At 66.7% G+C, this 12,707-nt stretch carries 12 protein-coding genes; 10 read left to right on the forward strand and 2 right to left on the reverse strand.

Annotation, left to right across the window (positions count from 1 at the left end; genetic code table 11):
• Positions 1-2: 2 nt before the first annotated feature.
• Positions 3-1,667, reverse strand: coding sequence for a sodium:solute symporter (locus HIM68_RS17810; RefSeq protein ID WP_172174899.1), 1,665 nt, complete (start codon positions 1,665-1,667; stop codon positions 3-5).
• Positions 1,668-1,987: 320 nt separating this feature from the next.
• Between HIM68_RS17810 and HIM68_RS17815 the strand changes: the two genes are divergently transcribed.
• The 10 genes from HIM68_RS17815 to HIM68_RS17860 all read left to right on the forward strand — a co-directional run bounded on the left by HIM68_RS17815 (position 1,988) and on the right by HIM68_RS17860 (position 12,056).
• Entirely contained in the window at positions 1,988-2,818 is an 831-nt protein-coding gene (locus HIM68_RS17815; RefSeq protein ID WP_367647583.1) for a CoA transferase, read from the forward strand.
• A 308-nt stretch (positions 2,819-3,126) separates the two neighbouring features.
• Positions 3,127-3,666, forward strand: coding sequence for an OsmC family protein (locus tag HIM68_RS17820; RefSeq protein ID WP_172174905.1), 540 nt, complete (start codon positions 3,127-3,129; stop codon positions 3,664-3,666).
• 2 nt (positions 3,667-3,668) lie between these two features.
• Positions 3,669-4,799 carry an acyl-CoA dehydrogenase family protein gene (locus HIM68_RS17825; RefSeq protein ID WP_172174908.1) on the forward strand — a complete coding sequence of 377 codons (1,131 nt, stop codon included), beginning with the start codon at positions 3,669-3,671 and terminating at the stop codon, positions 4,797-4,799.
• Positions 4,800-4,861: 62 nt separating this feature from the next.
• Complete coding sequence (locus HIM68_RS17830; RefSeq protein ID WP_172174911.1) at positions 4,862-6,091, forward strand: ABC transporter substrate-binding protein; 1,230 nt, start codon at positions 4,862-4,864, stop codon at positions 6,089-6,091.
• Positions 6,092-6,095: 4 nt separating this feature from the next.
• Positions 6,096-6,998: an ABC transporter permease gene (locus HIM68_RS17835; protein WP_172174914.1), complete on the forward strand. Its 903-nt coding sequence runs from the start codon at positions 6,096-6,098 to the stop codon at positions 6,996-6,998.
• On the forward strand, positions 6,995-7,855 hold the full coding sequence (locus HIM68_RS17840) for an ABC transporter ATP-binding protein (RefSeq protein ID WP_172174917.1): 861 nt from the start codon (positions 6,995-6,997) through the stop codon (positions 7,853-7,855). The genes HIM68_RS17835 and HIM68_RS17840 overlap by 4 nt, the downstream gene beginning before the upstream one ends.
• An 83-nt stretch (positions 7,856-7,938) precedes the next feature.
• Complete coding sequence (locus tag HIM68_RS17845; RefSeq protein ID WP_172174920.1) at positions 7,939-9,018, forward strand: glycosyltransferase family 2 protein; 1,080 nt, start codon at positions 7,939-7,941, stop codon at positions 9,016-9,018.
• Entirely contained in the window at positions 9,015-9,932 is a 918-nt protein-coding gene (locus HIM68_RS17850; protein WP_172174923.1) for a hypothetical protein, read from the forward strand. Before HIM68_RS17845 ends, HIM68_RS17850 begins: the two co-directional genes overlap by 4 nt.
• Before the next feature lie 89 nt (positions 9,933-10,021).
• Entirely contained in the window at positions 10,022-10,483 is a 462-nt protein-coding gene (locus HIM68_RS17855) for a DUF3151 domain-containing protein (protein ID WP_139469889.1), read from the forward strand.
• Positions 10,484-10,586: 103 nt separating this feature from the next.
• On the forward strand, positions 10,587-12,056 hold the full coding sequence (locus tag HIM68_RS17860) for an MFS transporter (RefSeq protein ID WP_172174926.1): 1,470 nt from the start codon (positions 10,587-10,589) through the stop codon (positions 12,054-12,056).
• A 255-nt stretch (positions 12,057-12,311) separates the two neighbouring features.
• Here the strand turns inward: HIM68_RS17860 and HIM68_RS17865 are convergent, their stop codons facing one another.
• Positions 12,312-12,656, reverse strand: coding sequence for a helix-turn-helix transcriptional regulator (locus HIM68_RS17865; protein WP_139469891.1), 345 nt, complete (start codon positions 12,654-12,656; stop codon positions 12,312-12,314).
• Positions 12,657-12,707 lie beyond the last annotated feature (51 nt).

Here is a 12,707-nt window from a genome sequence, read left to right on the forward strand (position 1 = left end):
CCTTACTTGTCGTACTTCTCATTGCTCGCCGAGGCGGCCCCGGAGTCGGCCGGAGCCGATCCGATCGTCGGGGCAGAGTCGGCGGAGATTGCGGGGGAGGAAGCCACGGATGCGGCAGGCTCCCGGGCAGGTTCGGTGGGGACTCGGCGAGTGTAGGCCGAGCGCTTACCGTAGATCGTCAGCGGCAGCACATCGTGGTCGCCGCGGCCGCGCTGCATCGCTCCGGTGAGCAGGGAGATGAGGTAGCCGAAGACCATGGCGCCGATGAACGCGACGGTGGAGACCGCGAACGGTGTGAGTCCGGCCTGCTCCTGGACGACCCAGGCCAGTGCGGCACCGAGCAGGAGGCCGGCGAGCACTCCCGAGGTGTTCGCCCGCTTCGTGAAGATACCGAGGGCGAAGACGCCGGCCAGTGGGACGCCGAAGAGTCCGGTGATCGAGAGGAACAGGTCCCAGGTCTGGGCCTGATCGGTCGCCGAGAGGTAGAGCGCAACCCCGACGGACAGGGCACCGACGATGACGATGACGGCGCGGGAGAAGCCGACTCCCGTGCGGGGCCGGCCGTCCTTGGGCGGGAAGAAGCGGTCGCGGATGTCGACGGTCACGCAGGCCGAGATCGAGTTGAGGCTCGAGGAGATCGTTGACTGCGCGGCAGCGAAGATCGCGGCGATGAGCAGACCCGAGACACCGGCCGGCAGAGCGGTGACCGCGAAGTAAGGCACGAGCGCCGAGGTGTTGAAGCCTTCCGGCAGGGCCTCCGAGTGCTGGTAGAAGCTGTAGAGCACAGTGCCGATGCCATAGAACAGCGGGATCGTCAGCAGGGCGAGGAAGCCGTTGACGATGAGCGAACGGGCCGTCGACTTCGGCGAATCCGTGGTCTGGTAGCGCTGGACGACGTCCTGGCTGGCCGTGTACTGGTGCAGATTGTTGAAGACCGAACCGAGGAAGACGATCGGGATGGCCGCTGCGGCTCCGCCGAACTTCCAGTTGTCGGCAGAGATGAACTTGTCATCGGCTGCGGCGTCGGCGGCGACCGTGACGAGACCTCCGTCGATGGCCATGACGCCGAAGACGAGGATGACCGCAGCACCCACGAGGAGGATGATGCCCTGGACGACATCGGACCAGATGACGCCCTCGATGCCGCCGAGGAAGGTGTAGACGACCGAGAGTACGCCGACGGCTCCGGCGACGAGCGCCGGGTTGATGTCGGTGACCGAACTGATGGCCAGTGTCGGCAGGTAGATGACGATGGCGACGCGGCCGATGTGGAAGAGGACGAAGAGAACCGAGCCGAGCACGCGGATGCTCGGGCCGAAGCGTTCCTCGAGGTACTCGTACGCCGTGGTGACGTCGAGCTTGCGGAAGAACGGGATGTAGAAGAGCACGAGCAGCGGGACGATCGCGAAGATCGCGATATTGCCGGCTGCATAGGACCAGTCGGCGAGGAAGGCCTGCTCGGGCGTGGACATATACGTGATCGCCGACAGCGTCGTCGCGTAGATGGAGAAGCCCGCCGCCCAGGCCGGGATCCGCCCGCTGGCCTTGAAGAACTCCTCTGTTCCGCCGCTTGCTCTCTTGGTGAACCAGACTCCGATGCCGAGGGTGGCCAAGAGGTAGATGATGATCACAGCCCAGTTGAGGCCGCCGAGTCCCCGAGCGTCCATGCTCCCTCCTCACGTGGATGAACGTAGGGGACCGGCGCGGGCGTGAGTGCGAGCGGAAGTCCCATCTGACATAGAAGACCAACACGTAAGACGTATGATGTCCTATGTTGTGAATGTACGGGAATGTGCGGCACGGCACAACCCGGCAGACGGCGGGTGTGATATCTGCGCAGGTGAGGGTGGGTGGATCATGTGGGGCCGACGACAATCGGGCGCCGCTTATTGAACACTCTTTCAGTTTCCAATACATTCGGTGAAAGACGATGACGTGCAGCAGTCGTGCTGTGAGCCGATTCCATGGCCGAATACGAGGAGACGCGGTGCCCGACCAGCAACCACTTGACGGAGTCACGGTGATCAGTCTCGCCGTGAACCTGCCCGGCCCCTTGGCCGCCGCCCGATTGAGCGCCCTGGGAGCCGAGGTCATCAAGGTCGAACCGCTCACCGGCGACCCTCTCGATGCCGCTGTGCCCGAGTACTACCGAGAACTGACCGTCGGCCAGGACATCCGCAGAATCGACCTCAAGGATCCTGCCGGCAAGGCAGAGCTCGAGGCCCTCGCCGCCGATGCCCAGGTGCTGCTGACGGCGATGAGACCGCGGGCGGCGGCCGCTCTCGGCCTGCCCGAGCTCGTCGAACAGCATGGACTTGTCCATGTCGAGATCGTCGGCTTTGCCGGAGGCCGCGCCGATGTGCCCGGCCACGACCTCACCTATCAGGCAGCACACTCCACACTCGTACCTGGCACGATGCCGACCGTGCCCATCGCCGACGTCCTCGGCGGCGAACACGCCGCCCTCGAGGCGCTCGCCGGTCTGCGCCAGAAGGAGCAGCTGGGTGCCGCCGGCGGCATCGTCAAGCGGATCGTCCTCGATGATGCTGCCGCATGGGCGGCAGGACCGGCACGGCACGGTCTGAGCTCACCCGGGGGCCACCTCGGCGGGGGATCGCCGTTCTATCGGACCTACCCGACGTCCGATGGGCACATCGCCGTCGCCTGCCTCGAGCCCCATTTTGCGAAGGCGTTGGCCGCGCACATCGGCACCGAGGAGGCCGTGCTCGAGAGCACGTTCGCCGGGAAGCCGACCGCGCACTGGGTGGATTTCGCCGCAGAGCACGACCTGCCGATCGAGCCCGTAGCTGCCGGCTGAAATCGCCGGATGGGTCCGCCGAGGAATCCCCGGGGCGGGCACGGACGGAGCGGGGCTGTTCGCTGTTCGAGGTGCAGGCGGCGACAGCGATGTCCGCTGATCGAATGGTTCAACACATCCCTCGTCCCTTTGTGCCTCACTTCGGCGGATTTCGGGTACTGCATCGTCTTCAGATTGAGAGTGCAGCCTGAAATGCCTGAACTGTTGAGCAATTTATGTCGAAAGATGACGAAGTGACTCCGCTTCACAGTTCATGTCGATAGCTTGGCATCGACAACCTCGTCCGACTGAAACGGAGTGTGAGCCAGATGAGCATTGATACCACCAAGAACATCGACGTCGATCGCCTGAAGGATCTCTCGGAGAAGAACAAGGCCACCCCGGAACAGGGGCGTAAGACGATCAAGGTCCGCTCCGTGACGGAGTCAGGATTCCGCAATCTCAACTACGCCCGCGACCACGAACCGTTCCTCATCTCCGAACCGCACCCACTCCTCGGCGATGACAAGGCCCCGAACCCGACCGAGATCGCTCTCGGCGCCCTCGGCTCCTGCATCAACGTCGGCATCCAGGCCATCGCCACCTACCGCGGCGTCACCCTGACCAAGCTCGAGATCGCCCTCGAGGGCGAAATCGACATCTCCGCCGTCTGGGGCGTCGGCGACCTCGACCCGGAGAAGCAACTGGGCATCACCAAGGTGCGCGCGAACATCTCCCTCGACGGCGACGCCGACGACGAAACGCTCCAGAAGATCAGCGACGACGCCGTCAGATGGTCGCCGGTCGCCAACACCTTCATCCGCCCCGTGGAACTCGAGACCTCGACGACCACCGGGGCGAACGCCTGACCATGAGCGTCGACTCCATCAGCAGCCCGGCCGACGCACTCACCTCGGAGATCGTCCCCGCCGAACTGCTCGAGACGATCGCCGAGGCGGCCCCCGCCCTCGATCGAGGTGACCGGCAAGTGGCCGAATTCCTCCCGGAGCTCGGCCGCGCCGGACTCCTCGACCTCGGTGTACCCGGCACCGACGGTCAGTCTGCGCGGGGGACGCTGCTCGACCAGGCCGCGGTCATCGAGACCATCGCCCGACACTCGCTGAGCCTCGCATTCTCCATCTGGGGCCAGCGGATGGCCATCGAGTACCTCGCCACCACCGGCGGCAGCTTCGCCGGGGCCCACCTCGACGGACTCCGTTGCGGCGAGACCGTCGGCGTCTCCGGAATGGCCCCGGCCTTCAAAGCCTCCGCCGGTGCCGGTGAACTCGGACTCGAAGTCGGCTCCGATGGAACCGGTCTGGCCCTGCGCGGCAAACTCGCCTGGGCGTCGAACCTCTACCCCGACGCGGTTATCGTCTCGGCCGCCTACGGTTCGCCGGCCGACGCCATCGGCTCCACCGATCGCCGGTCGGGCCCGAAGTCGATCGTCGCGTTCTCACTGTCCGAGGACGGCGTCACCGCCGGCCCCGAGCTCGACCTGCTTGCGCTCAAGGGCACCGCGTCGACCTCGGTGGGCGTCGACATCGCCGATCTCGCCTCCGCGCAGGTCATCGGCGAGGATTTCTCCGGTCTGCTCGCCCGCTGGCGCCCCGTCGCAGCCGTCCTCCAGTCGAGCTTCTGCCTCGGCCTGGCGGCGGCCGCCCACGCCGGCGCCGAGGCGGGACTGCGCGGCATCAACGAAGTCTTCACCGACGACGTCGTCCGAGAAGGTCAGGCTCTCGTGGACGCCAAGAGCGGCCTTGTCGACATCATCGGACGTATCGGCACCGCCGAGCGGCCCGAACCGCGCGAGGTGCTCTCACTGCGCCTCGAAGCCGGACGGCTCGCGACCGCTGCTTCGGCGCTCGAGATCCGCACCGCAGGCGGCCGCGGCTACGCGGTCGGCTCCCACTCGAATCGGCGCTTCAGGGAAGCGACCTTCATTCCCGTGCAGTCGCCGTCGGAACCGCAGCTGCGGTGGGAACTCGGCCGGCTGGGCTGAGCCGCAGCACGGCCGGTACGCGACCGACGAATGACCGACACCGGGCACACAGGGAGAAGATGATGGGGGAGACGTCCGCATCGGCGCTGTCGAGACGACGCCTTCTGGGGCTGGGCGCCTCGGTCTCCGCCGCCGCGCTGCTGAGCGCATGCGCACCCGGACCGACGGGAACGGGCGGCACCGCCTCGGCGGATTTCACCCCCTCCCTCGACAGGCCTGCGGGGATCGAACGGACAGCAGTGACGATCGGATACGTGCCGATCACCTGCGGCACACCGATCGTCACAGCCGCCGCCCTCGGCGTCTATGAGAAGTACGGACTCGACGTCACCCTGCGCCGGTACACCGGATGGGCAGAGCTGTGGATCGCGTTCGTCGCCGGCGAACTCGACGCCACGCAGATGCTCGCACCGATGCCGCTGGCCATCCACCACAACTTCGCCTCCGGTCGACGTGACCTGCGGCTGCCGTACGTGACCAACACGAACGGCAACGGCATCAGCGTCTCGCGATCTCTGCTGGGCAAGGTCAAAGGACCTGAGGACTTCGGCGGCCTGCGCGTCGGCCTGCCCTTCGACTACTCCGTGCACAGCCTGCTCATGCGCGACTACCTTGCCTCCGGCGGACTAGACCCGGACCATGACGTCGACCTGCGGATCATGCGCCCGGCCGATATGGTCACCGCGATGGCCGTGGGCGAACTCGACGCCTTCTGCCTGCCCGACCAATTCAACCAGCGCGCTGTGGCCGAGAAGGCCGGATTCATCCACCTGCTGACCAAGGAGCTGTGGCCGGACCACCCGTGCTGCAGCTTCGCTGTCGCCGACGACTTCGCCACCGCGAACCCGAACACCTACACGGCGCTGCTGCGCTCTCTCGGCGACGTCGCACTGTGGGCCGACAACCCCGCCCACCGAGCCGAGACCGCCGGCCTCATGGCCCAAGGCTCGGCCCTGGGGATGCCGCAGCCAGTGCTCACAGCAGTGCTGACGGGGAAGTTCCCCGACGGAACCGGGAAGAAGCGATCCGTGCCCGACCGGATCGGCTTCCAGCCCTATCCGCACGAGTCCTACGGAGTGTGGATGCTCGATGCCATGCAGCGCCAGGGCCTGACCGGCGACCAGCGCTTCTCCCGAGCTGATGACTACCGCGACGCAGTGGCCACCGTCTTCGACTCGCATGCGGCGACCGGAGTGCTCGACCGCCTCGGCGGGACGACGCGCGAGCACACGAGCGAGACCGTGCTCGGCCGCACCTTCGATCCACGCCATCCAGAGAAATGGAGCGTCTGAGACCATGAGCACGAAGCTGATACAGCGGGGGCAGAGGACCGACGGGGCCGACGCGCCGGACCGCGCAGACGGAGCCGGTCAAGCCGACATCACCGGCGAACCGACATCGCCGCGGACGGCTGCGGCCAAGCGCCTGCACGCCATCGCCACTCGCGTCGGGCTATTCCTCATCGTCCTCGCGGCCATCGTCCTCGCCTGGCTGCTGGTGACCGCCGGCTATGATGACGGCGGCCTCGCCCCGACCCCGGCCGCCAGCTGGCACCGGCTCATCGAAGTCCTGTCCACCGCGTTCGTCTTCCAGCCGCCGAACGACGTCGGCATCGTATTCCACCTCGCGGCTTCCCTGCGCCGTGTGCTGCTGGGCTTCGGGCTGGCGGCGCTCATCGCGATCCCACTCGGCCTGGTTCTCGGCAACAGCCGCACATTCGACGCCGCCCTCGACCCGATCGTGCAGGTGCTTCGTCCCGTTTCCCCGCTGGCCTGGCTGCCCATCGGCCTCGCGATCCTCCGCGACTCAGAAGCCACCGCGGTGTTCGTCATCTTCATGGCCTCGCTGTGGATCATCCTCATCAACACCATCGACGGCGTCCACCGGATAAGCCCCGCCTACCTCGACCTCGCCCGAACGCTCGAGACGACACCGCTGCGCCGGATCGTGCGGATCACGCTGCCCGCGACGATCCCGTCGATCGTCACCGGACTGCGTACCTCCCTGTCGACGGCGTGGCTGGTCATCATCGCCGCCGAGATGATCGTCGGCAACCGCGGCATGGGTACCTTCGTGTGGAACGAATGGAACGCCATGAACATCGACTCGATCGTCGTCGCCATCCTCATCATTGGCATCGTCGGATTCCTCCTCGACCGTGCCGTCGCCCAGCTCCACCGATTGGTGCCCGCATCATGAGCGCAGAGACTCACCCACAGACCCCACAGACCTCTGAGCCCCGTGCGGCCCCGGAACAGACCCCCGCGCAGGCGGCCCCGCAGCTGCGTCTGAATGGAATCTCGAAGAGCTTCCGCCGGCCCAAGGGCGGGAGACAGCAGATCCTTGTCGACGTGAGCTGCGAGATCGCCGATGGTGAATTCGTCGCCGTTATCGGTCCTTCGGGGTCGGGGAAGTCGACGCTGCTGCGGATCCTCGCCGGACTCGAGACTCCGGATCGCGGGCAGGTTTCACTGTCCGGTGAACCCGTGCGCAGGCCGACCCGGGGCATGGGCATGGTATTCCAGCAGCACGTGCTGCTGCCGTGGCTGAGCGCGAAGGGGAATGTGCTCTTCGCCCTCGAGGCGGCCGGAACCTCGGCGAACACCGCCGAGGAACGGGAGGCGATCGCCGACAGATGGCTCGAGCGTGTCGGGCTCACCGAGGCCGCCGACCTCAAACCGGCGCAACTCTCCGGCGGCATGGCGCAGCGGGTCGGCATCGCCCGCGCGTTCGCCTTGGACTCCGAGGTCCTGCTCCTCGACGAACCACTCGGCGCCCTCGACGCGCTGACACGGTACTCGCTGCAGCAGCAGCTGCTGAGCCTGTCGGAGCACGAACGGCGCACCTTCGTCCTCGTCACCCATGACGTCGATGAGGCGCTCCTGCTCGCCGACCGGGTCCTCGTGCTCTCCCACGGCCCCTCGGCCAGCATCCAGGCCGAACTCGACGTTCCCTTCGCCCGACCTCGCGACCGGGAGGTCATCGAAGCCGATCCGGCCTATCTCGAACTGCGACGCGGACTCCACCATGCGCTCATCCCGGAGTCGGAGGACTGACCAGGTCGGGCCACTTCGTTGACGGTGCCCACCTGTACGCCCCCTCAAGACCGGGTCCGCGCGGGTGTGGGAAGATTGAGGGCGTGTCGAAAGTACTTGAGATCCTGACCCCGGAGGGCCTTCCGCCGCTTAACGAGAAGCCCGGTGTCTCCTTCATCATGCCGGTCCTCAACGAGGCCGAACACATTGAGCAGGCGATCACCACGATCCTCGCTCAGGAGTATGACGGGGACAAGGAAATCGTCCTCGCCCTCGGCCCCTCGACCGACGATACGAACGTCATCATCGCATCGATGGCTGCGCGTGATCCGCGGATCCAGACGGTCGACAATCCGCAGGCCGCGACTCCGATCGGACTCAACCTCGCGATCGCCGCGACCCGACACCCGGTGATCATCCGCGTCGACGCGCACTCCGGACTCGGCGCCGAGTACACCAGACAGGCCATCGACACCCTGCGCGAGACAAAGGCCGCGAACTGCGGCGGACTCATGCTCGCCCGCGGCAAGACCTCCTTCCAGAAGGCCGTGGCGCGGGCCTACATGTCCCCGGTCGGCCTCGGCGGTCCCGCCTACCACTCCGGCGACGAGGCGCAGGAAGCCGAATCGGCCTACCTCGGGGTCTACCGTCGGGAAGTGTTCGACCACCTCGGCGGATTCGACGAAGGCATCAAACGCGGTCAGGACTGGGAACTCAACCTGCGCATCCGCTCCGCCGGCGGCCGCATCTGGTTCAACCCGGACATGGAAGTCACGTACTGGCCGCGCGGCACCTGGTCGAAGATCGCGCAGCAGTTCTGGGCCACCGGAATCTGGCGGGCCGAACTCATCCGCCGCTACGGGTCGCAGAACTCCATCCGCTACTTCGCCCCGCCGCTGCTCGTGCTCGGCATGGGCGCGGCCGTGATCGAGACCCTGCTCCAACTGTCCGGATCGACGAAGCGGTGGCCGAAGTTCCTCCGCCGCTTCACCTCCCTCATCCACGTCCCCAGCTTCGGCTACATTGCCGGAATCCTGGCCACCGTCTCGGCGGCGAAGGACTGCGGACGACGCGAGCGATTCTGGTTCGGTATCGTCCTGCCGACCATGCACCTGTGCTGGGGCGCCGGGTTCCTCCGGGGACTCGTCACCGGAGCCGGAACGACGAAGGACAGCAGCCGATGAGCAAGAAGAAACCGAGCCAGGCCCACCGGGACCGCTACGGCCGCGGCACCAATGATCCGCTGCCGAGCGTCGATCCCGAATCCCGCGAGCGGATTCCCGTGCCCGATCGTCCCGAGCCGAAGAAATTCAACGCACCCCTGTGGGCCGGCGCCATCGTCGTCCTCCTCGTCGCGGGTGTGTTCGCGATGAACATCTTCGGCTCCGATGACCAGCTGACCGTCGATTCGCTCAACCCACCGGCCGTGGGCGCCCTCGACGGCGGATCGTCGGTGTACCCGGCGAACTCGAAGCTCGCCTTCACCGAGAACGTGAAGTTCGGCTACCTGCCCGCGCCCACACTCACCGCTCTGGGCGACGGCACGATCGTGGCCGCGAACCCGGAGACCGCCGCCGAGGACATGGGCCTGAAGAAGGGCCTCGACGAGCTCGACGCGCACGAATTCCTCGACCAGACCATCAAACCGGCCCGCAAGGACACGAGTCCCGGCGATCCCATCACCTGGGACCAGATCGTCGACGAGTTCGGCGGGGACACCGTTTTCATGCCCGCCATCGACTCCGCCGAGGTGGCAACCCCGGCCCTGAAGACCATCACCGAGGCGGGGCTCGAGGACTCGACGCTCGTGCGCACCGATGACCCCGAGGTGGCTCGTGCCGCCGCCGATGCGGGAGTCGGCGCTATGTTCACCGGGGACTTGACGGCAACACGGAACGAGTCGCTGTCCGGCAGCGGATACACGGCCCTGGCCGCAGAGGCCGATGTCGCCGAGAAGTGGACCGGAGTGGACCTGGCCGTCTGGGCCACCGATGTCAAGGACAAGAAGCAGCTCGAGAAGCTCGCCGACGCCGGGGTCACCGGAGCACTGAGTGCGAACCCGTACAAGGTGCTGCCGTCCGAAGTGAAGAAGAACTGACTGCGGCCCCGAACTGAACGTGACGCTGGGGCGGACAGCCGCCTCGGCGAGAAAATGTTGACTATGACCCCGACTACGAAGGAGACGCAATGACCCAGCCCATCGGCAACCCGTCGCATATCGGAAACCTGGATGCCAGCCAGCTCGGCCCACAGCCGACCTACCTGCCCGACGACCACCCGGACGTCGACGCTCGCAAGCGCATCGACGCAGGTGAAGAGCCAATCGATGTCGCGGCCGCACTGCCTGCATCGTCCCTGGCCTGGGCAGAACTCGCCGATGAAGCGCACCAAGAAGGCCGCCTCGTCGACGCCTATGCCTACGCCCGCGTCGGCTACCACCGTGGACTCGACGCCCTGCGCGCCGCCGGTTGGCGCGGCGCTGGACCGATCCCGTATTCGCATGAGGTCAACCGCGGATTCCTCCGTGCGCTCTACGCGCTCGGCCGTGCCGCCGGAGCGATCGGCGAAGGCGAAGAGGCCGCGCGAATCGAGGAATTCCTGCACTCCTCTGACCCGAAGGCAGTGGAAGCCATCGGCCGCGGGGAGTAGGCCCGCCGCAGCTTTTTCGGACAGATCGGCCTTCGTGGTGCGTGAGCAAACGCACCGCGGAGGCCGATTGTGCTTGTCGGCAGGGCGGCGTAGAACTATATGAATGGGTAATGTTTCCGAGACGGTCATGACGGCAGAGCAGCGCAAGATCCTGGCGGTGATGCTCGTCCCGATGTTCATGTCGCTGCTGAGCGTCTCGATCGTCAATGTCATCCTCCCCGACATGCAGCGCTCGATCGGCGCCTCGAATTCGGCGATCCAGTGGGTGCTCTCGGGGTATACGCTCGCGTTCGGCGTGCTGCTCGTGGCCGCCGGCCGAGCCGGTGACCTCTTCGGCCGTGGTCGGCTCTTCGTCATCGGCGTCAGTGTCTTCGCCCTCGGTTCCCTCATCTCGGGACTGTCCCCGGACCCGCTCGTGCTCAACATCGCCCGTGTCGTCATGGGTCTCGGCTCCGGCCTGCTCAGCCCCCAGGGGGTGGGGATGCTCCAACAGTACTTCCACGGCCAGGTGCGCGGTCGCGCCTTCGGGATGTTCGGCACGATCGTCGGTGTCTCCGTGGGCATCGGCCCCGTGCTCGGCGGTGGACTCATCGCTGTTCTCGGCGACGAGTGGGGATGGCGTTCGGCGTTCCTCATCAACGTGCCGATCGCCCTGGCCGCAATCATCCTCGGCCGGTTCTGGCTCCCGAGGAGCGCCTGGGTCGGCGCCGGCACCGATTCCGACTCGCACGGCCGACGCCGCGCCGACTTCGACCCGGTCGGGCTCGTTCTGCTCGGCGTGGGCACGTTGCTGGTCATGCTGCCCTTCCTCGAGCGCAGCGCAGGTGCCTGGATCTACGCCCTCGTCCCGGTCGGCGTCGCCGTCGTCTGGCTGTGGGTGCGGTGGGAGAACCGATACTCTCGCCGAGGCGGATCACCGATGGTCGACATGCAGCTGTTCCGGACACGCAGCTTCGCCTACGGGGCGTCGCTGACGTCCATGTATTTCGTCGGTATGCCCGGCATCTGGGTCATCGTCGCGCTCTACCTGCAGAACGGTCTCGGATTCCCCGCCCTCCATGCGGGCCTCGTCGGTCTGCCCTCGGCGCTGCTCTCGGCGATCGCAGCACAGGCGGCCGGCCGTGTCGTGCTCACCTTCGGCCGGAAGATGGTCGTCCTCGGGGTCGCAATCGGTCTGACCGGGGTCGTCGCCTCGGCGCTCCTCGTGTTGGCGCATGAGGCCTGGGGGATCAGCATCTGGTGGCTGCTCCTCACACTCGGGGTCACCGGCCTCGGGCAGGGCATGGCGATCAGCCCGAATCAGACGCTCACTCTGGCTGAGGTGCCCGTCGAGTATGCGGGCAGCTCGGGCGGTGTGATGCAGACCGGGCAGCGGGTGGGCACGGCCATCGGCATCGCAATCGTCACCGCCGTGTTCTTCGTCGTCCAGCCGGTGGCCGGCTACGGCGCCGCCATCGTCGCGGGCTTCGGGTTCATTGCGCTCGTCATCGTCTTCGCCGGAATCATCGGACTGGTCGATCTTGCTCGCGGTCGGGCCAAGGCCCGGCAGGAGGGGCGGCCGGTCAGGAGCTGAGCCCCGGTCCGACGGCATCGTCGATTTCCGCGTCGAGGTGCTCAATCAGAACGACGAGGTGGTCCCGATTGCGACTTAAGTGTGGCCAGATTGCTCGTCTGCTCGCAAGCAGCGGGCAATCTGGCCACACTTAACTTTCGTCAGCGGGGGAGAGGGGGCTTGTTCGTGCGGGGAGAGGCGCCTGATCGCTCGTCTCGACGAGGGTCCGCGCAGAAGCGAACCGGCGAATTCGGGCTTGGAGGAGGAGCGGTCGGGTCAGTCGCGAGATTCGGGGGCGGTCGCCTCGGCGCGTTCGATGTCCTGGGCGGCGAACACGGCGTCGAGGAGGCCGGGGAAACGGGCGTCGAGATCGTCCTTGCGCAGGGTATTCATGATCTTCGTGCCCTCATATTCCTGGCGGATCACACCCGCTTCGCGCAGTGTGCGGAAGTGGTAGGTCGCCGTGGACTTCGACACCGGCAGCTCGAAGGTCGCACACGCATGATCGCCGAAAGCGTCGTTGAGTTTGCAGGCGACTGTCCGGCGGACCGGGTCGGCGAGGGCGGCCAGGACGGTGTCGAGTCTCATCTCGTCCCTGCTGGGGTGGTCGAGTGTGCGCATCTGGATCCTCCCATCTCGCCATCGTGGCGGTCAGCGTCGGTGGATGTCGTC

Source organism: Brevibacterium sp. CT2-23B (genome assembly GCF_013168765.1).
In the GTDB taxonomy this organism is placed as follows: domain Bacteria; phylum Actinomycetota; class Actinomycetes; order Actinomycetales; family Brevibacteriaceae; genus Brevibacterium; species Brevibacterium sediminis.

What these genes read in the sequence shown, in the direction of transcription:
- HIM68_RS17840 (WP_172174917.1), top strand. Translation starts at nt 6,995, where the DNA reads ATGAGCGCAGAGACTCACCCACAGACCCCACAGACCTCTGAGCCCCGT.
- HIM68_RS17865 (WP_139469891.1), bottom strand. Translation starts at nt 12,656, where the DNA reads ATGCGCACACTCGACCACCCCAGCAGGGACGAGATGAGACTCGACACC.
- HIM68_RS17810 (WP_172174899.1), bottom strand. Translation starts at nt 1,667, where the DNA reads ATGGACGCTCGGGGACTCGGCGGCCTCAACTGGGCTGTGATCATCATC.
- HIM68_RS17835 (WP_172174914.1), top strand. Translation starts at nt 6,096, where the DNA reads ATGAGCACGAAGCTGATACAGCGGGGGCAGAGGACCGACGGGGCCGAC.
- HIM68_RS17860 (WP_172174926.1), top strand. Translation starts at nt 10,587, where the DNA reads ATGGGTAATGTTTCCGAGACGGTCATGACGGCAGAGCAGCGCAAGATC.
- HIM68_RS17855 (WP_139469889.1), top strand. Translation starts at nt 10,022, where the DNA reads ATGACCCAGCCCATCGGCAACCCGTCGCATATCGGAAACCTGGATGCC.
- HIM68_RS17825 (WP_172174908.1), top strand. Translation starts at nt 3,669, where the DNA reads ATGAGCGTCGACTCCATCAGCAGCCCGGCCGACGCACTCACCTCGGAG.
- HIM68_RS17820 (WP_172174905.1), top strand. Translation starts at nt 3,127, where the DNA reads ATGAGCATTGATACCACCAAGAACATCGACGTCGATCGCCTGAAGGAT.
- HIM68_RS17830 (WP_172174911.1), top strand. Translation starts at nt 4,862, where the DNA reads ATGGGGGAGACGTCCGCATCGGCGCTGTCGAGACGACGCCTTCTGGGG.
- HIM68_RS17850 (WP_172174923.1), top strand. Translation starts at nt 9,015, where the DNA reads ATGAGCAAGAAGAAACCGAGCCAGGCCCACCGGGACCGCTACGGCCGC.